The organism is Streptomyces sp. NPDC006476 (assembly GCF_040612015.1).
Taxonomy (GTDB): domain Bacteria; phylum Actinomycetota; class Actinomycetes; order Streptomycetales; family Streptomycetaceae; genus Streptomyces; species Streptomyces griseorubiginosus_B.
The window spans coordinates 39,883-62,947 of sequence record NZ_JBEXPK010000004.1; the positions used below are offsets into that span (position 1 = coordinate 39,883).

Below are 23,065 nucleotides of genomic sequence, written 5' to 3' on the forward strand. Positions count from 1 at the left end.
GCGGCCCTGTGGTCGGGGGCGCCGGTGGTTGGACGGGTGGGTGGGACTGCCGCTGCGGCTGCGGCGGGGGTGGGGGTGCCTGCGGTGCCTGTGCCGGGGCCGTGGGGGTGCGCGTCGCGCCTGGACGGTGGGTGGGGCGGGGCCGTGGCGGGGGGTGTCCGTCCTCGGGCGTGCGGTGCCGTTGGTTTAGCGGTGCGCGGTGTTGACGCCCGCCGCTGCGGGCGGACACCCCCCGCCACGTCCCCTCCGCGCCGTACGCGGGTGCGGCTCAGCACCGGGGCTCCGTGGGGGCGTGGGCCGATGCCCTGGTGAGGGTGCGGGTCGCGTGGATCAGGAGGGGCAGTGCTGCCGCCGTGCAGGTGAGGGCAGGGACGGCGGCGGGGCCCCAGGCGTTCACCAGGGTCTCCACGGGGGTGGCCAGGAAGGCGCAGCCGGGGAGGCGGGCCGCGAAGGGGGTTGCCAGGGCCGTTGCCTCGGCTGTCGCTGCGGCGGCCAGGGCGAGCCCGGGGGCTCGGGGGAAGCCGTGGATGGTGAGGAGGCGGGCCAGGAGGAGGAGTGCGCCGAGGGGAAGCGTCTGGGCGTAGGCGGGGGGTTCCGGGAGAGTGGCGGTGCAGAGGGCTGTCAGGGTGGCGAGGTAGAGGGCGAAGGTGCCCAGGAAGACGGGCCGTACTGCGGTGGCGAAGTCCTGTAGGCCGCGGCTTGTGGGCAGTTTGTGGCGGGCTCGGGTCGTGAAGAGGTGGGTGGTCCAGGCCGCTGGGGCCAATGACCAGGCGAGGGCGAGGACGGGGGCCGTGGTGATGGGCCAGGCGGTGGTGGTCGGTGGGGCGTCGGGGCCGCCGGTGATGGCCGCGTGGAGGAGGCCGTCGCCGAGGACTGTGTAGGCGATGAGCCAGTACGTCCAGGCGCCCGTGGCAGTGCGGGTGGTGGCCAGGGGACCGCGGGAGAGGGCGGCTCGGGCGCTGAGGGCCAGGGCGAGGACGCCTGCTGCGGCGAGGGCCAGGCGGGTTTGGCCGTGGGTGAGGCGCAGGGCTGCCGCAGTCGCCGTGGCGACGGTGCCCGGGAGGAGGGTGAGCAGGATCCAGTCGGCTCGTACCCGGGGGGTGGCGAGGGGGGTGGTCCGGTGCTGTGGGTCCTCTTCGTGGGCGGCGCGGGCGAACATCTCCTCCGCCAGGGAGAACACGTCCCGGTGGCGGAAGCGGGCCGCGGTGCGGTCGGTGACGCCGTGCGCCTCCAGACCGGCGGCGATCTCCAGGGGGTCGACGGCTCCTTCGCACAGGTCCCGGTGACGGTGCATCAGCGCTCGTACGGGGTCGGCGGTGGTGCGGCGGGGCGGGGTGGAGGCCGTTTCGGCAGGGGTCGTGATCCACTGCTGTGACCGCTCGTCCCAGGCGCCGGGGCTCTCCGGCGCGCCTGGGTGGTCCAGTTCTCCCAGACCGCTCATCGGGCCCCCTCCGCGGCCGGCAACGGCGTGGTGGCACGTACCGGGGTGCCACCTGCCCAGGAGGGGCCGCCGCGTGCCACCACGCGCGTGGCGGTGTCCGTCCAGCGGCCGGGGACGTGGGCCTCGGCCGGGGCGGCGAAGGGCAGTGGCTCACCGGCGCCGTCGAGCACGACCCTGCGCACCGGCGTGCGCGAGACGATCTCCAGGTAAATGCTGTGAAATGCCGTGATGTTCTGCTCGACGGTGAACAGTTCGAGCGCACGCGCGCGTGCGGCCGCACCCAGGCGCGCACGGCGCTCGGGGTCGCGCAACAGCGCCACGCACGCCTCCGCGAACGCCCGGGGGTTGCGCGGTGGTACGACGAGCCCCGTGCCGCCGATGACCTCGACGACCGCGCCGACGTCGGTGGACACCGTGGCGCGACCGCAGAACATGGCCTCGACCAGACTGACCGGGAAGCCCTCGACGACGCTGGACAGCAGGGTCACGGCGCCGACGGCGTACGCGTCGGCCAGGGTCGGCAGTTCCGGGCCGCCGATCTCCTCGAAGGAGACCGGGTTCTGGCCGACGGAGTGCGGGCCCTCGGCCTCGTCGGGGAAGAGCTGGGCGGCGAGCGCCCTGCAGTGCCCCAGGTAGGCCTCGCCCTCGGGGCCGGCCGGGGTGCCGACGATCCGCAGCCGGGTCTTCGGCTCGTCCTTGCGGATCTCGGCGAAGGCGTGCAGCAGCGACACCAGGTCCTTGGCGGGCTCGACCCGGCCTACCCACACCAGGGTGTCGGGGGCAGCGCCCTCCGTGGACTCGCCCACCTCCGCGAAGGGGGACGCGTCCATGCCCGGGTAGACCGTACGGATCTTGGCGCGGTCGGCGCCGCAGCGCTCCTGCCAGCGGCGGGCGTGCGCGTTGCCGGGCGTGACGACTGCAGCGCGCTCGTAGATCTCGGTGACGAGGCGGCCGTGGAAGGTGGCGAGCAGGGACCGGACGGCGGGCGGGGCGTCCGTCGCGGCGAGGTAGTGCGCGCGCAGCCGTACGCCGTACTCGGTCAGCAGCAGCGGTACGCCGGAGAAGTGGTGGGCGAGCAGGGCGGGAAGGGCAGCGGGGCCGCCGGAGGTCGCGTGGCAGAGGTCGACGGCGCCCAGGCCGTCGTCCTCGTACCAGTCGAGCGAGAGAGGGCGCAGGGCGCGTTCGAGGTGCGCAGCCACGGTCAGCAGATCAGGTACGCGCGCCTCGCGCGCCGTCCGTAGCGCGCCCGGCGCACGACAGGCGCGCTCCAGGGCGCGTACGGCGCCCTCGGAGCGGAGCGCTCCCACCAGCCCGCCCTCGTCACGGGCGAGTTCGGCGAGCCCGTACAGCGCGTTGCGGAAACGGTCCGCCTCGGCGGTCGGCGGCTCCGTGGAGGCCCCGGAGCCGCAGATCACGGCGGCCAGCTCGCCGTAGCACTCGGCGAACCGGCGCCGCGCCCGCCGCCCGTGCCCGACGCCGTCGTCCCGCGCCGTCCACAGCGGGGCCGTCCGCACTCGGCTGACCTGCGGCGGCAGCGGGAGCCAGCCCTCGTCCTCCTGGCGCTCGCTGCGGCTGAGCGCGTAGAGGTCGAACTCGTGCTGCCCGAGCCCGCGCACGAGCCGGTCGCACCAGAGCCTGGCGTCACCGCTCACATACGGATAACCACCCTCCGTAAGCAGTCCGATGCGCACGAGTGCACCCCCGATCTCCCGTATGGAGAGCCGCCGTTGACCCGACGGCTCGCAGCGGGAAGAACGTATGCGGACAAGGCGGTGGCGCGACGGACGGTTGTCCATCGCGCCACCAAAAGGGGTGAACGGTCGTAACTTTCCCGTGCGAGTCGCGTTCGATCGCGCTACGAGATCATCTGGATACGTACGGTCAGGCTGCGGCCAGCTCTCGTCGGGCCGCTCTGCGCCGGGCCGCGACCGCGGGGTCGAGGGCGGGTACGGCGGCCAGGAGCTGTTTGGTGTACGGGTCCTGGGGGTTGTCGTACACCTCGTCGGCGGTCCCGGACTCCACGACGCGGCCCTGGCGCATCACCGCGACGCGGTCGCTGACCTGGCGGACCACGGCGAGGTCGTGCGCGACGAAGACCAGGGCGAGGCCGAGTTCGCGCTGGAGTTCGGCGAGCAGGGCGACGACCTGGGCCTGGGTGGTGACGTCGAGGGCGGAGACGGGCTCGTCGCAGACGATGACGCGCGGGTCGGCCGCGAGCGCCCGCGCGATGCCCACGCGCTGGCGCTGGCCGCCGCTGAACTCGTGCGGATAGCGGTCGTAGTGCGCCCCTTCGAGCCCCACGCGCTCCAGCAGTTCCGTCACGCGCCCCCGGATGCGTACCTCGTCGCGCTCGCCCCGCGCGCGGAGCGGGTCGGCTATCGACTCGCCCACGCTACGGCGGGGATTGAGGGACGAGACCGGGTCCTGGAAGACCATCTGCACCGCCGGATTCACCCCCACGCGCGCGTGGCCGTCGTCCCGGACCTCGCCCCCGGTCGGCTCCAGCAGCCCGACCAGCATCCGGCCCAGGGTCGTCTTGCCGCTGCCGCTCTCGCCGACGACCCCGAGGGTCTCGCCCCGGCGTACGGTCAGCGACACGTCGTCCACAGCGGTGAACGCCCGCTTGCCGCGCCCGAATTCACGCCGCAGCCCGACGGCCTCCAGGACGACGTCCTCGGTGGAGGACGGCACGTCCGGGCCGGTCTGCGTCCGGCCCTCGGGGGAGGCGCCGCCCCGGGCCTCGCGCGCCGGGAACTCCGCGCGGGGCGCGTCCACGCGCGGGACCGCGGCCAGCAGTTCGCGCGTGTACGTCTCCGCGGGCGCCCCCAGTACGTCCGCCACGGGGCCGTGCTCGACCACGCGTCCGTGCCGCATGACCAGCACCTCGTCGACGCTCTCCGCGGCCACCCCCACGTCGTGGGTGACGAGCAGCAGGCCCATCCCGGTCTCCTCGCGCAGGGTGTGCAGCAGGTCGAGGATCTGGGCCTGGACGGTCACGTCCAGCGCGGTGGTCGGCTCGTCGGCGATCAGCAGGTCGGGCTCGCAGGACAGCGCCATGGCGATGAGCGCGCGCTGGCGCATGCCGCCGCTGAACTCGTGCGGACGGGAGCGGGACCGGCGTTGTGCGTCCGGAATCCCAACCCGGTCCAGCACCTCCACCGCACGCGCGCGTGCCGCTCGTCGCGACACGCGCGTGTGCACGCGGTACACCTCGGCGATCTGGTCGCCGATCGCGTAGTAGGGGTCGAGGGAGGACAGCGGGTCCTGGAAGACCATCGCGGCCTTCGCACCGCGCAGCCGCCGCAACTCCTCGTCGGGCGCCTTCCGTACGTCGACGCCGGCGACCTCGACCGAGCCGCCGACCCGCGCTCCCGTGCCGCGGTGCAGACCCAGCAGCGCCGAGGCGACGGTGGACTTGCCGGAGCCGGACTCGCCGACCAGGGCCAGGGCGGCGCCCTGCTCCAGAGTGAAGGAGAGGCCGTCGACGGCTCTGAGGTCGCCGAACTCGACGGTCAGATCCGTGACTTGGACGAGACTCACGTCAGTACCACCCGTCGGTCTGCCACCGCGTACAGCACGTCCGCGACGGCGTTGGCGAGGACCACGAAGAACCCGATGACCAGGACCATGCCGACGACGACCGGGAGGTCGACCACGTTGACCGCGTGGACGAGTTCCTGGCCGATGCCGGGCAGGCCGAACAGGGTCTCGGTCAGCACCGCGCCGCCCACCATCGCGCCGACGTCGTTGGCGTTCAGCGCGATGATCGGCGCGAGGGCGCCGCGCAGGGCGTGGCGGCCGACGATCGACCGCTCGCCGACGCCGTAGGCCCGGAAGGTGCGGATGTGGTCCTCCGCGAGCGTCTCCAGCATCGACGCCCGGGTCAGCCGGGCGAAGTAGGCCGCCTCGCCGAGGGCGAGGGTCAGCCAGGGCAGCAGCAGGTTCCACATCCACTGCTCGGGATCGTCGGAGAGGGGGACGTACTCCGGGAACGGAAGCAGTTCCAGTTGCCCGCACACCACGATCATCAGGACGAGGCCGATGACGAAGGACGGTGTGGCGACGCCCGCGAGGGTCACTCCGGTCAGGGCCCGCTCGCTCAGCCGGCCGCGCCGCCACGCGGAGAGCACACCGGTGCCGACGCCCAGCAGCAGCCAGAGCACCATCGCGCCGAGCACCAGCGACAGGCTGACGGGGAGCTTGCCCACGATGATCTGCATGACCTGCTGGTCGCTCTGGTACGACAGCCCCAGGCAGGGCGCCGAGCAGTGCTCCACGGACGTGCCGGTCGAGTAGTCCTGGCCGACGACGACACCCTGCAGGAAGTGCCAGTAGCGCAGGTACAGCGGGTCGTCGAGCTTGAGCTGCTGGGCGACCTGGTGGACCTGTTCGGGCGAGCAGCGCGGACCGCAGGTGATCTGGGCGACGTTGCCGGGAGTGGCGTAGAAGACCACGTAGACGATCACCGAGATGGCGAGCAGGGTGACGATCGCGCCCACGGCCCGGCGCAGGGCGAATCCGGTGAAGCCGGTCATGCCTTCGCCTCCCCCTTGCGACCGGTGCCGACGCGCAGGCGCGAGGCCGCGCGCGGGTCCAGGGCGGTGCGTACGCCGTCGCCGAGGACGGTGAGGGCGAGGACGGTCACGAAGAGCGCGCCCGCGGGCAGCAGCAGGTACTGCGGGGCGGCCTGGTACCAGACGTTGGCCGACGTGAGCATCTGTCCCCAGGACGGGGTCGGCGGTTTCACGCCGACGCCGAGGAAGGACAGGGAGGCCTCGATGCCGATGTTGACGGGCACCATCAGCGCGGCGTACGTGATCACGGGTGCGGCCAGGCCGGGGAGCAACTCGCGGCGGGCGATTCTCAGAGTGGACCAGCCGTTGAGCCGGGCGGCGGCGACGTAGTCGAGTTCCTTGAGGGTGAGCGTCGCCGCGCGGGTGATCTTGGCGATGGTGCCCCAGGCGACGAACCCGATGATGAGCGCGACCAGGACCGGCCTCGGGAAACTGCCGGGGACGATGGCCAGCAGGGCCAGCGCCATGATCATCAGCGGCATGGCCACGATGATGTCGCTGATGCGGCTCAACAGTTGATCAACCCATCGGTTGCCGAGCCCCGCGGCGATGCCGACGACGACACCGAGGAAGACCTGCACGGCGGTGGCTCCCAGCGCGACGCCCAGCGACACCCGGGCGCCGTACACCAGTCGGGCGAACAGGTCCCGCCCGGTCTGCGGTTCCACGCCCAGCCAGTGGTCGGCGCCGATCCCGCCGAAGGAGCCGGTCGGCACGCCTCCGCGCGCGGAGTCGATGAGGGACGGGTGATAGGTGGTCGGGTCCTGGCCCTCGATGGCCGTGAGCAGCGGCGCGGCGAGCGCGACGAGGACCAGCAGCGCGACGACGGCCGCCGCGACGAGGGCGGCGCGCTGCGCTCGCAGCCGCCGCCAGAACTGACGGGCCCCCGAGACCCCCGAGGCGGACACCTCGGGGGTCTCGGCGGCGACAAGTGCCTCGCTCACGGCGCTACTTCACCGCGACCTGCGAGATGTCCAGGACACCGGTCCAGTCGCTGATCACGACGTTCCTGATGTCTTTTCCGACCAGTCGCTTGTAGACGGGGTGGAACAGCGGCACGGTCAGCGCCTGCTCGCCGATCTTCTTGTCCAGGGCGCCCCACCTCTTGGCGGCGGCGTCAAGGTCGGTCAACTTGTTGATCGCGTCAATCTCGGCATTGACCGACTTGTCGTTGAGCAGGCCCGTGTTGAAGTTGGCGCCGTCCCTGACGATCTGCCGGCCGTCGAAGATCGGCGCGAGGAAGGGGCCGCCGGAGGGCCAGTCGGCGCCCCAGTGGGCGAGGAAGAACCCGGGCTCGGTCTTCACGCTGTGGACCGTGTCGGAGTAGTCGTTGTCCTCCAGACCCTGCAGCTTGACCGTGATGCCGGCCTTCTTGAGCGCGTCCTGGATCGCGGTCGCGATCTCCGGGCTGGTCTCGAAGTCCTTGGCGTTGGAGTGGGTCAGGGTGACGGTGAGCCCGCTCGGGTAACCGGCCTGCTTCAACAGCTCCTTGGCCTTGGCGGGGTCGCCGGTCGCGCCCGCCGGGAAGAGGTCGTACGGCTCGTAGCCGAAGGACTTCTGGTTGGGCAGGAAGGTCGTCGCGGCCTCGGCGAGGGCGCTGCCGCCGGCCGCGTTGATCACGGACGAACGGTCGATGGCGTACGAGATCGCCTGGCGCACCTTGACGTTGTTGAACGGCTTGACCGTCGGGTTGAACGCTATGTAGTTCGTGTAGCCGAAGTGGCCGGTGCCGACGCGGGAGGCGAGTTCCTTGTCGCCCGTGACCTTGGCGAGCTCGGCGGGGCCGAGGTTGGTGTCCGTCGTGACGGCGGCCGCGTCCGTCCCCTGGGACGCCGACAGCCGCTGGTTGATCACGGACGAGTCGAGCCCCGACTTCACATCGACCTTGTCCGGGTACGCCTTGCGCTCGGCGTCCGTCGCCGCCGACCAGTAGGTGTTGCGCTCCAGGACGATGTGCTCACCGTTGTTGTCGTTCTTGACGACCTTGTAGGGGCCGGACGAGACGGGGTGCTCGGCGTACTTCGTACCCGTGTCCTTGCTCTGGGGTACGGGCGTGAACTGCGTCTGTGTGGCCAGGTACGGGAACTCGCCCTCGGGCTTGTTCAGATGGAAGACGATGGTCCGCGCGTCCGGCGTCTCGATCGCCGACAGGCCCTTCTTGTCCTTGTACGGGCCCTGGTAGTTGGCGGCGCCGACCAGCCAGTCCCGCAAGTAGGGCGCGCCGCCGGAGAGTTCGGGCGCGAAGGAGCGCTCGATGCCGTACTTGATGTCGGCGGACGTGATCGGCGTGCCGTCTTCGTACTTGAGGCCCTTCTTCAGGGTGTACGTCCACACGGTCGCGTCCTTGTTGGGGCGCCCGGTGTCGGTGGCGAGGTCGGGGACGACCTTGGCGCCGGCCGCGCCGTTCTCGCGGTTGCGGGTGGTGAGCGTGCGGAAGACCAGGGACGGGACGTTTCCGCCGCCGGAGGTGTAGAGGCGGGCGGGGTCGAAGTTCTCCTGGGGGCTGGAGTTCAGCACCGTCAGGGTGCCGCCCTTGTGGGGGGTGGAGTCGCCACCGGAGCCCTTGGCATCGTTGTCCTTCGGCCCGCAGGCGGCGGCTCCCGCCGCCAGGACCAGGCCTACGGATGCCGCGGCCACACGGCGGGCTGTGGGGGACGGATGACGCATCGGATGGACGACCTCTCGAATGGTGAGACGGGTGGACGAGGAGTGAGACGAAAGTGAACAGACGTCTGCCCGGGCGTCAGGTCGTCGGAAAGTGTGTGCCGAAGTCACGGTCGTGAGGAGATCACGGTCGTGACGCGGTCACGGTGGGAAGCAGGATCGCGACGCGAAACGCCTGGAGGCGGACGTCAGCGACAGTGAATGTCGGCCACGCAGATGGGGGTCACGCCGATGAGCGCCAGTTCGATGGCAGCGCGACGGAAGGCGTGGGGGGTCGACATGCCCAGAAATATGTATGAACTTTCTGCGCATGTCAATGTGACATGTGCGGCCGCTGTCAACTCCGGGGATACGGCCAGGGGTTGGGCAGGCAGTGGATCCCGTCGTGGTCGAGGAACTTGGTCTGCTGCTGCATCACGGGCGCGAGCTGGCCGTTCTTGGTGCACTCGACGTGGCTGTAGCCGAGTCGATGACCGACCTCATGGTTGATCAACATCTGGCGGTACGCATGGATGTCCGCACCATAGGTCTTCGATCCCTGTGCCCATCTGTACGCGTTGATCATGACGCGTTCGGTGGCGGCGGAGTCGCAGGAGACGTTCTCCTCGCTGGTGTCCAGGTCGGACTTGGCGCACCATTTCGCGGTCGTGCCGGGGCTGGCGAGTGTGATCACGAAGTCGGGTTTGCCGGAGTCGATCCGCTCGAAGGTGCGGGCGCCGTCATGGGCCCAGCTGCGGCCGTCGTTGAGCGTCGCCTGTACCGCCTCGGCGAAGAGCTTGCCGTCCAGTCCGAGGCCCTGTTCGACATCGACCCGGTAGGTGTACTTCTGCCCCTTCCCCGGTGCCTTGTCGACTCCGGGGACCGCGTCGAACTTGCCCGGCCCCCGGAGCGTGGCGCTGAGCGGGTACTTGGTGTCCATGGCCTGCGCGTACGTCAGTGTCGCCGTGCTGGGCGCGGAGGAGGGCGCTGCCGAGCCGGTACCGCCCGAGGTCCGGGCGTCCCGCGCCTGGCCGGTGGCCGACCGCGTGCCTGCGGTGGTGTCGTCGCGGCCGTGCGTGACCTGGCCGGCGACGACGACGGCCAGCACGGTGGTGACGGCGGCGGCCGCGATGCCGGTGAACGTCCGCCCCTTGGATCCCTTCGCCTGTGCGGGCACACCGGTGGGGGGCGCGTCGTCGTCACTGCCGTCGGTGTCGGAAGGGACGCCGACACCGGTGCGGTCCCAGTCGGTGACGGAGCCGTACGGATCGACGGGGTGTGCGGAGGCGCCCGTACGGGGCGAGAAGACGTCGTCCTCCTCGTCGAAGGCGTCCAGGTAATCCTGCCGGGGCGCGGGCCCACCAGGGGGCGCCTGCCGTTGCCGCGGAATACTCACGCGGGGCCCGGCGGAGATCCCACGTCCGCCCTCGCCCCACTCACGCGCCAACTCCCCCCAGCCACCCCCGGCTTCCCGCTGCTGCGGATGTCCACCACGCACTCGGGGACCGCCCTGCACGGGAGTACCGCCGGACATGCGAGGGACACCGCGCGCGGGAGTGCCGTCCGACATCCGAGGCACGCCACGCGCGGGAGTGCCGTCCGACATCCGAGGCACACCACGCGCAGGAGTGCCAGCGGAGTACCGAGGGGTTCCAGCCGCGGACGTCCCCTCGGAAAGGCGGGGCATGCCATGCGCAGGAGTGCCGTCCGCGAAACGCGGCACCCCACGCGCGGGGGTGCCGTCAGCCGCCCCAGCTCGCCCAACTCCCCCGGGTTCCGCCGCCCGTCCAGTTCGACCGTCGGCTCCCCGAGGCCCAGCCGCCCCTCCGGCTCGACCGTCCGCTCCTCCAGGCCTCGCCGCCCCTCCGCGCGCGGGTCCCCCAGCCCCGTCCGCCGGCCCGGCTACACCGGAGCCTCCGGCTCCCCGAGGCCTCGGCGCGGAGCCGGCCTGTATGTCCCCTGCGTCACCCTTCGCCGCGTCCGTGCGTCCGCGGCGGCTGTGGCGTCCCACGTCGGCCCTCAGCTCCCCGTGCTCTCGGCACCGGATTCACCGTCACCCGCGACGACCGCGCCACCGTCGGCGGAACCGCCGGCCTCGGCCGGAGTCGTACCGCCCGTGGCGTAACCGCGGCCGTCGGCGTCGGCGGAAGCCGTGCGCTTCGCGCCGCCCCCCGCCCCGTCACCGGCGGCTGCCACGGCATCCGGGGTTCCGGCGGCACCCGGACGTACCGGCCCCACCGTCACCCCGTCCGGCAACTCGCCCTTGTCCGCGAGGAGTTCGACGAACGCTCGAGCCACCGTTTCGGGGTACTCCATCATCGCCACGTGGCCCGCCTCCGGCAGGGTGAGCAGGCGGGAGTCGCGGAACGCGCGGGCCGCTCTGCGGGCCATGCGGAAGCCGACCAGCTGATCGCGTCCGCCGTACACGAGCAGCGTCGGCGCGAGGACGCGCTCGGCCTGGCGCCAGAGCCCGTGCTGGCCGCCCAAGGTGTACGCGTTGACGATCCCGCGCGCGGACCGCGTCATCGCGTCCCAGAAGTACGTCAGCCGCAGCCGCCGCTCCATCTCCTCGACCGCGTTGCGGAAACCTTCCGGCGTCACCCGCCCGGGATCGCCGTAGCAGAGCATCAGGACGCCGCGGACCCGCTGCTCCGCCGTCCACTCCTTGGTGTAGCGAGTGAAGAGCCCGGCCACCCCCGGCAGCGCCAGCAGGGCCGTGGGCACGGCGCTGCGCTGAACGAGGAGTTCGGGCAGGGCCGGCGAGACGAGCGTGAGGGTGCGCACGAGGTCGGGCCGCAGCGCCGCGACCCGCGTGGAGACCGCGCCGCCCAGCGAGTTGCCGAACAGATGCACCGGACCGCGCCCGGCCGAGTCGAGGTAACGGATCACCGCGCGCGCGTGCCCGGTGACGGAGTAGTCCCCGTCGTCCGGCGGCGGGGAGTCGCCGAAGCCCGGCAGGTCGACGGCCTCGCCGTCGACGACGCCCTCCAGCTCCTGCATCAGCGCCGACCAGTTCTGCGAGGAACCGCCGAGCCCGTGGACGTACAGCGCGGGCGGCAGCCCCTCGCGCGCGGGGGGCCTCGAACGGACGGTCAAGGTGATCCCCGGCAAGCCCACCAACCTGAGCCGCTCGCCCTCGGCGACCCTGACGGGCGCCACCTTCGGGAGCACATTGGACGCCGGTACGGACGGCAGCTCGGTCGAAGACATGCGGCAATGTTACGAGACGATCACGCAGGGACTGCTGTGTTCGCCGTCACAGACGGTCCGGGCGCAGCACGGGCACCCGCACATACACACGCCCCGTGCACGACCCGAACACACGCCCCGTACACACACCCACACACCCGATAGCGTCCGCTCCGCGTGTCTCCTAGGCTCATAAAAAGGGCACCCGCGTGTGACCCCTGCTTCTTCCAGCGAGATTCGCGTGGATTCCCAGGCGTGGGAAGTAGGAGACGTAGGAAGGGAGCCCACCATGGCCATCGACCCCACCGACCCCGAGACGTTCGAGGACGATGACGCCGAGACGGCGCCGGAGATCGACGTCGAGGCTCCGGAGAACGACGCGGCGGAGCAGTCCGCCCCGCTCACCCCGGACCGCGACGACCCCTTGGAGGACGTCGACCCCGGCCGGGCGGACGAGGCCGACCTCATCGAACAGCGTCGCGTCGTCTCCATCGACGAGGACGACTACCGCTGACGGGGACATCGGCGCGCCGGAGGGTGCTGAGCTGGAAAGGGGTCACCCCTTGCCCGCTCTGGCCCGGTTTGAAACCTTCTGCGCGGCTTTCGTCGCCGTCCGGTCCGTGAAATTCTGCGCTCTCACCGCGCACACCACGGTTACCGAAAAGTACGATGGCCGCGCGGCGCACACCGCATGTGGACGACATTGGGAGGCGGCGTGACAGCCATCGAGCAGACAGAGGCGGCACGCCCGCGGGGGACGCGCCTGCCGCGCCGTGCCCGACGGAATCAGCTGCTGGGCGCCGCCCAGGAAGTCTTCGTGGCGCAGGGCTACCACGCGGCCGCGATGGACGACATCGCCGAGCGCGCCGGCGTCAGCAAGCCGGTGCTCTACCAGCACTTCCCGGGCAAGCTCGACCTCTACCTGGCTCTTCTGGACCAGCACTGCGAGTCGCTGATCCAGGCGGTACGCGGCGCGCTGGCGTCGACGACCGACAACAAGCAGCGCGTACGGGCGACCATGGACGCCTACTTCGCGTACGTCGAGGACGACGGCGGCGCCTTCCGGCTGGTCTTCGAGTCGGACCTGACCAACGAGCCCGCGGTGCGCGAGCGCGTCGACAAGGTCACGAACGAGTGCGCGGAGGCGATCTGCGACGTGATCGCCGAAGACACCGGCCTCTCGCGCGCGGAGTCGATGCTGCTGGCCTCCGGTCTCGGCGGACTCGCCCAGGTCGTGGCCCGCTCCTGGCTGCACAGCGACCGCAGCGTCCCGCGCGACCAGGCGGTGCAGCTGCTGACCTCGCTGGCCTGGCGCGGTATCGCGGGCTTCCCGCTGCACGGCGTCGAACAGCCCCACTGAAGGCGGCGCCGTCCGGAAGCAGCGCTCATGAAGGCGGGCCGGAGGACATTTGTTCCCGGTCGCTGTTCGCTCTTGGCGTTCCCGGGCGGAGCGTGCACGTCCCCTCACCGGGCTAATGTGTGCTGGGTACGGCGCGTAAAGGTCGCGCACTTCACTGACCGTCGGAGGGACATAGCCGTGGAGGTCAAGATCGGCGTGCAGCACGCGCCCCGCGAGATCGTTCTGGAGAGCGGTCAGAGTGCCGAGGAGGTCGAGCAGATCGTGGCCGAGGCGCTGGCCGGGAAGTCGCAGCTGCTGACCCTCGTGGACGAGCACGGCCGCAAGGTCCTCGTCCCGGCGGAGCGTCTCGCCTATGTCGAGCTGGGCGAGCCGGCCCCGCGCAAGGTGGGCTTCGGCGCGCTGTAGGAAGACAGCTGGGAAGACAGCTGGGAAGACAGCACGGAAGACGGCACGAAGGGGCCCGGCGACCGACAGGTCGCCGGGCCCCTTTTTCCTCCACATGCGGAACACAAGTGCCGCACAGAGGAGGATTGCATTCCGCAGGTCACGGGTATGACGGGCTACGACCGTGATGGGCAGTGTGGCCGTGTGGGAGGGACCCCCATGATGTTGTTCGAAGCGCTCGGCTCCGCCCTGCTCGGCCTGGTCCTGGCGTGGGCGGCGGACCGCCGCCTCGGCCATCGACTGCCGGCCCGTTCCCTGGTCCTCGCGACCGGCGTCGCCGGAGCCCTCTTCGGCGCCTTCGTCACCGACAGCGCCTTCGACCCCGGCACCGTCCTCCTCGTCCTGCTCGGCGCGGCGATCGTCTCGGCGGCCTCCGTGTCGCTGCTCCTGCGTCCGTCGGGGCGACTCCGCCGGCGCCAGGCGCCGGCGTGACACTGCGACAGCGACTCACACGTCTCAAGAGCCTCAAGGGAGTACGCCCCGAGAGACGACCCGAGGCCCGTCACAAGGGCCGCGTCCAGGCACGTCTCCGGGGACGTCTCCAGGGACAACGACCGAAGAGACGTCCCAAGGGACGACGACCTGAATGACGTCGGCGGCAACGCCCTCCAGCGGCGCGGGGCCGACGCGGAACGCTAGGCCGCCAGCCCCAGCGCGGCCATCCGCTTGGTGTGCGCCTCGGTGATCCGCGAGAACATCCGCCCCACCTCGGCGAGATCGAATCCGTCGGCGACCCCGCCCACGAGCATCGTGGACAGCGCGTCGCGGTCGGCGACGACCCGCTGGGACTGGGACAGCGCCTCGCCCATCAACCGCCGCGCCCACAGCGCGAGTCGCCCCCCGACCCGCGGATCAGCGTCGATGGCGGCGCGTACCTTCTCCACCGCGAAGCCCGCGTGGCCCGTGTCGTCCAGCACGGCCAGCACCAGCTCGCGCGTGTCCGAGTCGAGCCTGGCCGCGACCTCCCGGTAGAAGTCACTGGCGATCGAGTCGCCGACGTACGCCTTGACCAGCCCCTCCAGCCAGTCCGACGGCGCGGTCTGCTTGTGGAAGCCGTCCAGCGCGGCGACGAACGGCTCCATCGCGCGCGTCGGCTCCTCCCCGATCTCCGTCAGCCGGTTCCGCAGCCGCTCGAAGTGGTGGAACTCGGCCGACGCCATCTTCGCCAGCTCCGCCTTGTCGGCCAGCGTGGGCGCCAGTTTGGCGTCCTCCGCGAGCCGCTCGAACGCCGCGAGCTCGCCGTACGCGAGCGCGCCGAGCAGGTCGACGACCGCGGCCCGGTACTGGGGGTCCGAGGAGGACCGGTCCCAGTTCTGGGCGGCCACTCCGGTGTGCTCGGCGGGTGCGTCAGAGGTGTTGTCAGGCGTCGTCATGCAGCGCACAATAGTCCGCTCGTCGAGCTGGGGAAGTCCCTGGTCAATCAGTGTGATGACGGCGACGTGACCAAATCGGCCATCGCGTGTGCGCGATTCCGGGGTATGGTGGTAATGCGCCTGCCGAGTACTCGACGGGCCGCACGTATGAGGATGCCCGGTCGGTGGCCCGATCGGCTCCGACCCGACAGCCCTCCACACCGTACGGCACATTGCGTACGGCGCCCGGAGGGACACCCTCAGCGGTACGAGCGCTAGAGCGTCGGCAGTGGTCCCGTGCCCTACGGCAAGCCCGTAAGGCCGCCGACGTCCCCCGGCACGGTCCGTCAAAGACCCCCGCGCTCGCCTCGCACCGCGCCACACAGAAGAGGCAGCACCCTGACTACGACGTTCAGAGATCTCGGAATCCTTCCCGAGACCGCCGAGGCCCTCGAGGCCGTCGGCATCATCACCCCCTTCCCCATCCAGGAGATGACCCTCCCCGTCGCCCTCTCCGGCACGGACGTCATCGGCCAGGCCAAGACCGGCACCGGAAAGACGCTCGGCTTCGGCCTCCCGCTCCTCGAGCGCGTCACCGTCCCCGCGGACGTGGAGGCGGGCCGCGCGAAGCCTGAGGATCTCACCGACGCCCCGCAGGCACTCGTCGTCGTCCCCACGCGCGAGCTGTGCACGCAGGTCACCAACGACCTGCTGACCGCGGGCAAGGTGCGCAACGTACGCGTCCTCGCCATCTACGGCGGCCGGGCCTACGAACCCCAGGTCGAGGCCCTGAGGCAGGGCGTCGACGTGGTCGTCGGCACGCCCGGCCGTCTGCTCGACCTGGCCGGCCAGAAGAAGCTCAACCTCAAGCACGTGAAGTGCCTGGTCCTGGACGAGGCCGACGAGATGCTCGACCTGGGCTTCCTGCCCGACGTCGAGAAGATCATCGACATGCTTCCGGTCAAGCGGCAGACCATGCTGTTCTCGGCGACCATGCCGGGCGCGGTCATCGGTCTCGCCCGCCGCTACATGTCGCAGCCCACACACATCCGCGCCACCGCGCCGGACGACGAGGGCGCGACCGTCGCGAACACCGCGCAGTACGTCTACCGCGCGCACAACATGGACAAGCCCGAGATGGTCGCGCGGATACTGCAGGCCGAAGGCCGCGGGCTGGCCATGGTCTTCTGCCGTACGAAGCGCACGGCGGCCGACCTCGCCGACCAGCTCAAGCAGCGCGGCTTCGCCTCCGGCGCGGTCCACGGCGACCTCGGCCAGGGCGCCCGTGAGCAGGCGCTGCGCGCCTTCCGCAACGGCAAGGTGGACGTCCTCGTCTGCACCGACGTCGCCGCGCGCGGCATCGACGTCGAGGGCGTCACGCACGTCATCAACTACCAGTCGCCGGAGGAGGAGAAGACCTACCTCCACCGCATCGGCCGAACCGGCCGCGCGGGCAAGAAGGGCATCGCGATCACGCTGGTCGACTGGGACGACATCCCGCGCTGGCAGCTGATCAACAAGGCGCTGGAGCTGAGCTTCAACGACCCGCCGGAGACGTACTCGACCTCCCCGCACCTCTTCGAGGAGCTGAACATCCCCGCAGGCACCAAGGGTGTCCTGCCGCGCGCCGAGCGCACGCGCGCGGGGCTGGACGCGGAGGAGCTGGAGGACCTGGGCGAGACCGGCGGCCGCGGTGGACGCGGGCGCGGTGGCCGGGGCGACCGCAACGGCCGGTCCGACTCCCACACCGAGGACCAGGAGCGCTCGTCCCGCACACCGCGCCGTCGCCGCCGCACGCGCGGCGGCTCCCTGACGGACGGTACGGCTGCCCCGGCGCCCGCGTCCGAGGTCACGGCTGGTGAGGAGGCGACGGCCACCCGCACGCCGCGTCGCCGTCGCCGCACCCGGGCGGGCGCCTCGTCCGAGCAGGTGACGCCGGTGAGCTCCGCGGAGACCGCCGTCGAGACGGCCGAGGGCCCGACCCTCGACGCCGAGACCGCAGCCGCCGCCAAGCCGCGCCGCCGACGCACCCGCAGGTCAGCGGATCTGACGGCGACTTCGCAGACGCCGGCGACGACGGAGACACCGGCCACCGTGGAGACGCCGCCGGCCGTGGAGACGCCGGTCGCCACCGAGGCTCCGGTCGTCACGCCGGCTCCGGTCGCTGAGGAAGCCGCCGGGTCCGAGGCCGCCGCCCGCCCGCGCCGCCGTACCCGCAAGACGACGGCGGCCGCGGAAGCCGCTGCCGACACGGCGGAGGGCACGGAGACCAAGCCCCGCACGCGCACCCGCAAGACGGCAGCAGCCGCCGCGGAAGCCGCTGTGGACACCGCCGAGGCCACCGAGGCCAAGCCGCGCCGCACGCGCAAGGCGACGGCCCCGGCCGAAGCCGCGGTCGACACGGCCGAGGGTACGGAGGCCAAGCCGCGCCGCACCCGCAAGGCCGCTGAGCCCACCGTGGCCGTCGAGGCCCCGGAGGCGACCGAGGCCAAGCCGCGCCGTACCCGTAAGACCGCCGCAGCGTCCGAAGCCGCGGTCGACACGGCCGAAGGCACGGAGGCCAAGCCGCGCCGCACCCGCAAGGCGACGGCCACCGCGGAGACCGCTGCCGACACGGCGGAGGGCACGGAGACCAAGCCCCGCACGCGCACCCGCAAGACGGCAGCAGCAGCCCCGGAAGCCGCTGTGGACACCGCCGAGGCCACCGAGGCCAAGCCGCGCCGCACGCGGAAGACCGCGGCCACCGCGACGGCCGAGGAATCCGCCGTGGCCTCGCCGCGTCGGACCCGCAAGGCCGCAGCGACCGCCGAGGCGGCGGTCGACGCCGCTGAGGGCGCTGAGGCCAAGCCGAGGACACGTCGTACGCGGAAGACGACCGAGGCGGCACCCGCCGGCACCGGCGAGGCCGCTGCGGAGGCCCCCGAGGCGAAGCCCCGCCGCACCCGGAAGGCGGCCGCGACCGCCGAAGCCGCGGTGGACACGGCCGAGGGTACGGAGGCCAAGCCGCGCCGTACGCGGAAGACCGCGGCCGGCGCGACGGCCGAGGAATCCGCCGTGGCCTCGCCGCGTCGGACCCGCAAGACGGCCGTCGCCATCCCGGCACAGGCCGCCGACGAGCCGGACGCCACTCCGCGCCGTCGTACGCGCAAGGCCACGGCAGCCGCCGAGGTCGCGGACGGTACGGCCGAGGCCGCGCCGAAGGCGCGTCGGACCCGGAAGGCGGTCGCCGCGACGGAGTCCACGGACGCCTGACGCGGTAGCCGCACGCACAGCCCGGACGGCCCGGTCCCACCCAGGTGGGCCGGGCCGTCGGCGTACGCCATGGCACCGCCGTGGGAAGGGGCAGGCGCAGGCACCCGTCAGGACCCGAGAAACCGGTCCCCGGCCCCCAGTTCCTCACCCTGCCCACCCCCACCCCCGAAATCTCCACCCGGTACCCTCGCCCCCATGAGCCGACCGCCGACCTTCGTCCCGCCTCCAGGAGCCCGCGTTCACACGATCCGTACCGCGCGTGGGGAGTTCGCGGCTGTGGAGTCGGTCGTGGGGGACGGTGTGGAAGCGAAGGGGACCGCGCTGATGCTGCCCGGGTTCACCGGCAGCAAGGAGGACTTCAACCCCCTGCACGCGCACCTCACGGCCCGCGGTTACCGGGTCGTCGCCCTGGACGGACGCGGGCAGTACGAGTCCGACGGGCCGGAGCTGGATGAATCCGCCTATACACAGGCGGAGTTGGCGAGGGACGTCCTGGCGCAGGCGGAAGCCGTCGGCGCACCGGTGCATCTCGTCGGGCACTCCCTCGGCGGCCAGATCGCCCGTGCCGCCGTCCTGCTCGACCACTCCCCCTTCCTCTCGCTCACCCTCATGGCCTCCGGGCCCGCCCAGATCTCCGTCCCCCAGCAGCAGCGCGTCAAGCTGCTCCAGGACGCGCTCGCCGTGATGACGATGGCCGAGGTGTGGGAGGCGATCCAGGCCATGGAGCCGCCCGAGGACACCGACGCCGGGGATCTCGACGAGGGGCTGGCCGACCGGGAGGACCTGCGGCGCCGCTGGCTGGGCAACAAGCCGGCCCAACTCCTCGCCACGGGACGCCAGTTGTGCGTCGAGCCGGACCGGGTGGCCGAACTCGCCGCCGTACCGCTGCCCTTCCACGTCCTGTCGGGCTCGCGCGACGACACCTGGCCGGTGCCGCTGCTGGACGACATGGCCCTGCGCCTGGGCGCCCACCGCACCGTCGTCCAGGGCGCCGAACACTCCCCCAACACCGACAACCCCCTGGAAACGGCGCGCGCCTTCGCCGACTTCTGGGACCGCACCCGGAGCAAGGGCTGACCAGGAAAGTGCGCCTCCGGCCGAGCGCTCAGTACTGCGACTGCACGTGCTCCCAGAACCCGTCCCGCAGCGCCCGTCGCAGATCCGCCTGTCCGCGCAGGGAGTACTGCAGCAGGCCCTCCGCCTCCACCAGCAGGTCCTGGTCCACCGAGCCCGGAAGGTACGGATGCCCGGGCAGCAGTTCGACCAGTGACTCGCGTCCTCGCGCCGCCAGCCACTTCGCCGCGATCTGCGCGCCGACGAAGCGGACGTCCTCCCGGGTGGGCCGGGCGGCGCCGGCCTCATAGCCGGGGGCGGTGCGCCGGGCGACGTACGGCTTGAAGAAGTCGAGGTCGAAGGTGCGCTGGCTGTCGACCTCCCAGAGGAGGGGCTCCGCCTGGTTGCGGCCCTCGGGGGCCTCGATGCCCCAGAGGTGGACCCGGGCGCCGTACCCCTGGGCCGCCTCGACCGCCGAGACCAGGTCCTCGTCGCCGCCGAGCAGGGCCGCGTCGCTGATGGCGCGGTGGCGGGCGAGGGACTCGAGGTCGCTGCGGATGAGCGAGTCGACGCCCTTCTGCTGGTTGTTGGCGTTCAGATTCCCCAACCGGACCTTGACGTCCGGGAGTTCGGCGATCGACTGCTGCTCGGCGGTGTGGATACGGCGTCTCGCGCCGTCGTACCAGTACACCCGCAGCAGTCTGCTGTCCGCGAAGATGGTGCGGGCCCGGTCGATGAGCGCCTCGATCAGGCCCTCTGCGTCCAGGTCGAAGGCGCGCCGGTCCTCCGTGCCCGCCACGAGCCGCCCCGCGGCCGCGTAGAGGTACCCGGCGTCGACGAAGATCGCATGGGTCGAGGGCGTCTTGGCCACCTCGGCGAGCATGCGCTGGAGCAGCTCGTTCGTGCGGTCGATGCGGGCACTGAGGGCCGGGAGGTCGTCGTTCATCGTCTCCATTGTCCCGGCGGTCACGCTGCGAACACAACCGGTCCCGGTCAGTCTCATTCACACATCTCGCGCACCTCTTACCGGTCAGTAATTAGCCGTTCGAAAAATTTCTTTAGCGTAGGGAATGTTTGTAACACGCAGGCCGTTGAGTAGATCGGAACCACGAGACGAAGGGAGAGGCCATGCGCTTCGAAATCATGCGACTCGACGAGGTCGACGGCACGCCCGTGGACAGCACTGTCGTGGACGCCGCCTCCGTCAACCGGATCGTGCAGCAGGCCGCCGCCATCGGGCAGCGCCTGTGGATCCGACCGGCCGAGAACACGGCCGCGTAACCGATAGAGACGCGGATCACCGACACAGACGCGGATCACCGCTGAAGCTTCAGAGCCCCCGTACGGCACCGATGCCGTACGGGGGCTCTGCGCTTGCGGGCTCAGCTCGTCCGGATCACCTGGGTGACGCCGTTGATGATCTGCTGCACGGCGATCGCCGAGAGCATCATGCCGGCGAGCCGGGTCACCAGGACGACACCGCCGTCCTTGATGATCCGGATGATCAGCAGCGAGTAGCGCATCACCAGCCACAGCACGACATGGATGGCGAGGATCGCGCACCACACCGACACCTGCGTGGCCGGGCTGTCGGCCTTCTGCACGGCGAGGATGACGGACACGATCGCGCCGGGACCGGCCAGCAGCGGCATGCCCAGCGGTACGAGGGCCACGTTGACGTCCTTGGTCTGCTTCGGCTCGTCCGTCTTGCCGGTGAGCAGGTCGAGGGCGATCAGCAGGAGCAGCAGCCCGCCCGCGATCATCAGCGCGGGCACGGAGACGTGCAGGTAGTCAAGGATCTGGTGTCCCAGGAGCCCGAAGACGGTGATCACACCGCATGCCACGCACACGGCCTGGAAGGCCATGCGCTTCTGCACCTTGCCGGGTCGTCCGGCGGTGAGGGCGAGGAAGATCGGGGTGATCCCGGGGGGATCCATGATGACGAACAGGGTGAGGAAGAGGGAGCCGAAAACGGCAGCGTCGAACATGAGGGCCTTGCGGGAGGAGAGATGAACGGGGTGGCGTGGGCGGGCGTCAGGCTCCGCCGGTCCCCGGCACCGGGAACGCCCCGGTCGCCCGGCGCGTGATCTCGCCGTACACCTCGGGGTCCGTGGTGTACTCCCCGAGCACGCAGGTCTTGCGGCTGCCGTGGTAGTCGCTGGACCCGGTGGTCAGCAGCCCCAGTTCCTTGGCCAGTCCCCGCAGCCGCGCCCGGGTCTCCGGGTCGTGGTCCATGTGGTCGACCTCGATGCCGTCGAGCCCGGCGGCGGCCATCTCGGCGATCGCCGGCTCCGGCACGGTCCGGCCGCGCTTGCTGGCGCCCGGATGTGCGAACACCGTCACGCCGCCGGCGGCCTTGACCAGCCGGATCGCCTCGAACGGGTCCGTCTCGTGCTTCGGCACGTAGGCCCGTCCGCCGTCGGCCAGCCAGTCGGCGGTGAACGCCTCGTCCACGCTCCGCACGACGCCCAGCTCGACCAGAGCGGTGGCCACATGCGGCCGGCCGACCGACCCGTCCCCGGCGATCCGCGCCACCTGCTTCCAGGTGACCGGCACGCCCAGATCCCGCAGCTGGTCGACCATCGCGCGCGCCCGAGGCACCCGGTCGTCGCGCACCAGCTCGCGCTCGGCGAGCAGCGCCGGCTCCTCGGGGTCGAAGAGGTAGGCGAGCATGTGCATCGAGATGCCGTCGATACGGCAGGACAGTTCGGCGCCGGTGACGAGGGTCAGCCCGGCGGGCAGCGCGGCGATCGCCTCGGCATACCCGCGGGTGGTGTCGTGGTCGGTCAGTGCGACGACGTCCAGCCCGGCCGCCGCGGCGGCGCGGACCAGCTCGGCGGGGGTGTCCGTACCGTCGGAAGCGGTGGAGTGGCAGTGCAGATCAACACGCACGACGCGAACTCCAGGCGATGACGAAACGGAACGGGACGCTCAAGAATACGACACGCTCCACCCACCCCAGGGGCGCGGGGAACCGCGCGACCGACCCAGGACGAGCCGCAGCCGCCCATGAGACAGCACCCTTGCCCTCCGTGGGCGCTACGGCTCCAGCAGGCGCGGCGACAACGCCCCGCAGGGGACGAGCTCGAGTTCCGCCCCCGCCTCGCGCAGATCCGTCAGCACCAGCTCGTCGTACATCAGCAGCCCGGACTGCTCGGGCCAGACCACGGCCCACAGCCACAGCCCGAGCGCCTCGCCGGCGAAGACCGCGCGGTCGTCGGGGGTGGCGGCGACATGCCAGAGGGGGGTGGGGCGGCCGCCCGCCAGGACCTTGGCCTGGGGCGGCTTCTCGACGCTCATGTATGGCCCCGGGTCCGGGCCGGCGATGCCCGCGTACCGCGCGCCGAGACCGACGCCCAGTTCCTCGGCGACCAGGATCAGCTCCCCTATCCCCCCGAGCGGTCCCGGCCCCGAGCAGGCCACCGCGGTGGCGCGGCCGCCGTGCCGGTCGTCGCCGGCGCAGGCCACGCCCGTGAACAGCCAGCCGACGGGGAGGGGCCACGGCATCCACACGGGCACCTGAGTGCGGTGCACCACGACACTGAGGGCCTCGACGCTGGGCGGGACCACGGGCTGCACCGGGTGCACGGTGCCGTGCTCATCGCACTGCCACGAATCGGCGAAGAGTCCGGGAGCCCTGACCCGGCCACCACACTTCGGGCAACTGGGTTCGCCCCTCATAGGGCCCCACGGTCCTACCCCGGCACCCTCACGTCAAGGACGATCACCCGACCGGACGGAACCCTCACCTGATTCC

21 protein-coding genes are annotated in these 23,065 nt (G+C 71.7%); 7 read left to right on the top strand and 14 right to left on the bottom strand.

The features are described 5' to 3' along the window. Window positions 1–268: 268 nt before the first annotated feature. The 9 genes from ABZZ74_RS05925 to ABZZ74_RS05965 all read right to left on the bottom strand — a co-directional run bounded on the left by ABZZ74_RS05925 (window position 269) and on the right by ABZZ74_RS05965 (window position 11,868). Window positions 269–1,441, bottom strand: a complete 1,173-nt coding sequence (locus tag ABZZ74_RS05925) for a hypothetical protein (protein WP_356762093.1) — start codon at window positions 1,439–1,441, stop codon at window positions 269–271. Then, on the bottom strand, window positions 1,438–3,132 hold the full coding sequence (locus tag ABZZ74_RS05930) for a DUF3492 domain-containing protein (protein WP_356762094.1): 1,695 nt from the start codon (window positions 3,130–3,132) through the stop codon (window positions 1,438–1,440). The genes ABZZ74_RS05925 and ABZZ74_RS05930 overlap by 4 nt, the downstream gene beginning before the upstream one ends. Before the next feature lie 190 nt (window positions 3,133–3,322). Then, window positions 3,323–4,981 carry an ABC transporter ATP-binding protein gene (locus ABZZ74_RS05935; RefSeq protein WP_356762095.1) on the bottom strand — a complete coding sequence of 553 codons (1,659 nt, stop codon included), beginning with the start codon at window positions 4,979–4,981 and terminating at the stop codon, window positions 3,323–3,325. Beyond that, window positions 4,978–5,976 carry an ABC transporter permease gene (locus ABZZ74_RS05940; RefSeq protein WP_356762096.1) on the bottom strand — a complete coding sequence of 333 codons (999 nt, stop codon included), beginning with the start codon at window positions 5,974–5,976 and terminating at the stop codon, window positions 4,978–4,980. The genes ABZZ74_RS05935 and ABZZ74_RS05940 overlap by 4 nt, the downstream gene beginning before the upstream one ends. Next, complete coding sequence (locus tag ABZZ74_RS05945) at window positions 5,973–6,959, bottom strand: ABC transporter permease (protein WP_356762097.1); 987 nt, start codon at window positions 6,957–6,959, stop codon at window positions 5,973–5,975. Before ABZZ74_RS05945 ends, ABZZ74_RS05940 begins: the two co-directional genes overlap by 4 nt. A gap of 4 nt (window positions 6,960–6,963) precedes the next feature. Beyond that, on the bottom strand, window positions 6,964–8,682 hold the full coding sequence (locus tag ABZZ74_RS05950) for an ABC transporter substrate-binding protein (protein ID WP_356762098.1): 1,719 nt from the start codon (window positions 8,680–8,682) through the stop codon (window positions 6,964–6,966). A gap of 185 nt (window positions 8,683–8,867) precedes the next feature. Next, window positions 8,868–8,960 carry an Ms4533A family Cys-rich leader peptide gene (locus tag ABZZ74_RS05955; RefSeq protein ID WP_356762099.1) on the bottom strand — a complete coding sequence of 31 codons (93 nt, stop codon included), beginning with the start codon at window positions 8,958–8,960 and terminating at the stop codon, window positions 8,868–8,870. Between the two features lie 56 nt (window positions 8,961–9,016). Beyond that, entirely contained in the window at window positions 9,017–10,669 is a 1,653-nt protein-coding gene (locus tag ABZZ74_RS05960; protein ID WP_356762100.1) for a DUF3152 domain-containing protein, read from the bottom strand. An 8-nt stretch (window positions 10,670–10,677) separates the two neighbouring features. Beyond that, a complete protein-coding gene (locus tag ABZZ74_RS05965; protein ID WP_356762101.1) occupies window positions 10,678–11,868 on the bottom strand; it encodes an alpha/beta hydrolase in 1,191 nt (396 codons plus the stop codon). A 268-nt stretch (window positions 11,869–12,136) separates the two neighbouring features. Between ABZZ74_RS05965 and ABZZ74_RS05970 the strand changes: the two genes are divergently transcribed. The 4 genes from ABZZ74_RS05970 to ABZZ74_RS05985 all read left to right on the top strand — a co-directional run bounded on the left by ABZZ74_RS05970 (window position 12,137) and on the right by ABZZ74_RS05985 (window position 14,083). Then, entirely contained in the window at window positions 12,137–12,361 is a 225-nt protein-coding gene (locus ABZZ74_RS05970; RefSeq protein WP_133044498.1) for a hypothetical protein, read from the top strand. Between the two features lie 201 nt (window positions 12,362–12,562). Continuing rightward, window positions 12,563–13,207 (top strand): TetR/AcrR family transcriptional regulator, encoded by a 645-nt coding sequence (locus ABZZ74_RS05975; RefSeq protein ID WP_133044497.1) that lies wholly within the window; start codon window positions 12,563–12,565, stop codon window positions 13,205–13,207. Between the two features lie 177 nt (window positions 13,208–13,384). Then, a complete protein-coding gene (locus ABZZ74_RS05980) occupies window positions 13,385–13,612 on the top strand; it encodes a DUF3107 domain-containing protein (protein WP_133044496.1) in 228 nt (75 codons plus the stop codon). 201 nt (window positions 13,613–13,813) lie between these two features. Then, on the top strand, window positions 13,814–14,083 hold the full coding sequence (locus tag ABZZ74_RS05985) for a hypothetical protein (RefSeq protein ID WP_356762298.1): 270 nt from the start codon (window positions 13,814–13,816) through the stop codon (window positions 14,081–14,083). Window positions 14,084–14,286: 203 nt separating this feature from the next. Here ABZZ74_RS05985 and ABZZ74_RS05990 read toward each other — a convergent pair whose 3' ends face one another. After that, window positions 14,287–15,024, bottom strand: a complete 738-nt coding sequence (locus ABZZ74_RS05990) for a ferritin-like domain-containing protein (protein ID WP_207929807.1) — start codon at window positions 15,022–15,024, stop codon at window positions 14,287–14,289. Window positions 15,025–15,495: 471 nt separating this feature from the next. On the opposite strand from ABZZ74_RS05990, the gene ABZZ74_RS05995 reads away from it, so the two are divergent. Both ABZZ74_RS05995 and ABZZ74_RS06000 read left to right on the top strand, forming a co-directional pair. Then, the gene (locus tag ABZZ74_RS05995; protein ID WP_356762102.1) at window positions 15,496–18,255 is read left to right on the top strand and encodes a DEAD/DEAH box helicase; all 2,760 of its coding nucleotides are present in this window, start codon (window positions 15,496–15,498) and stop codon (window positions 18,253–18,255) included. 195 nt (window positions 18,256–18,450) lie between these two features. After that, complete coding sequence (locus ABZZ74_RS06000; RefSeq protein ID WP_356762103.1) at window positions 18,451–19,332, top strand: alpha/beta hydrolase; 882 nt, start codon at window positions 18,451–18,453, stop codon at window positions 19,330–19,332. Between the two features lie 28 nt (window positions 19,333–19,360). On the opposite strand, the gene ABZZ74_RS06005 is transcribed toward ABZZ74_RS06000, so the two are convergent. Continuing rightward, window positions 19,361–20,254: an NYN domain-containing protein gene (locus ABZZ74_RS06005; protein ID WP_356762104.1), complete on the bottom strand. Its 894-nt coding sequence runs from the start codon at window positions 20,252–20,254 to the stop codon at window positions 19,361–19,363. A gap of 182 nt (window positions 20,255–20,436) precedes the next feature. Here ABZZ74_RS06005 and ABZZ74_RS06010 point away from each other — a divergent pair, with 182 nt between their 5' ends. Then, entirely contained in the window at window positions 20,437–20,589 is a 153-nt protein-coding gene (locus ABZZ74_RS06010; protein ID WP_133044490.1) for a hypothetical protein, read from the top strand. Between the two features lie 101 nt (window positions 20,590–20,690). On the opposite strand, the gene ABZZ74_RS06015 is transcribed toward ABZZ74_RS06010, so the two are convergent. The 3 genes from ABZZ74_RS06015 to ABZZ74_RS06025 all read right to left on the bottom strand — a co-directional run bounded on the left by ABZZ74_RS06015 (window position 20,691) and on the right by ABZZ74_RS06025 (window position 22,989). Beyond that, window positions 20,691–21,296: a MarC family protein gene (locus tag ABZZ74_RS06015; RefSeq protein ID WP_356762105.1), complete on the bottom strand. Its 606-nt coding sequence runs from the start codon at window positions 21,294–21,296 to the stop codon at window positions 20,691–20,693. A 46-nt stretch (window positions 21,297–21,342) separates the two neighbouring features. Beyond that, window positions 21,343–22,200 carry a PHP domain-containing protein gene (locus tag ABZZ74_RS06020; protein ID WP_356762106.1) on the bottom strand — a complete coding sequence of 286 codons (858 nt, stop codon included), beginning with the start codon at window positions 22,198–22,200 and terminating at the stop codon, window positions 21,343–21,345. Between the two features lie 147 nt (window positions 22,201–22,347). Further along, window positions 22,348–22,989 carry a DUF6758 family protein gene (locus tag ABZZ74_RS06025; protein ID WP_356762107.1) on the bottom strand — a complete coding sequence of 214 codons (642 nt, stop codon included), beginning with the start codon at window positions 22,987–22,989 and terminating at the stop codon, window positions 22,348–22,350. Window positions 22,990–23,065 lie beyond the last annotated feature (76 nt).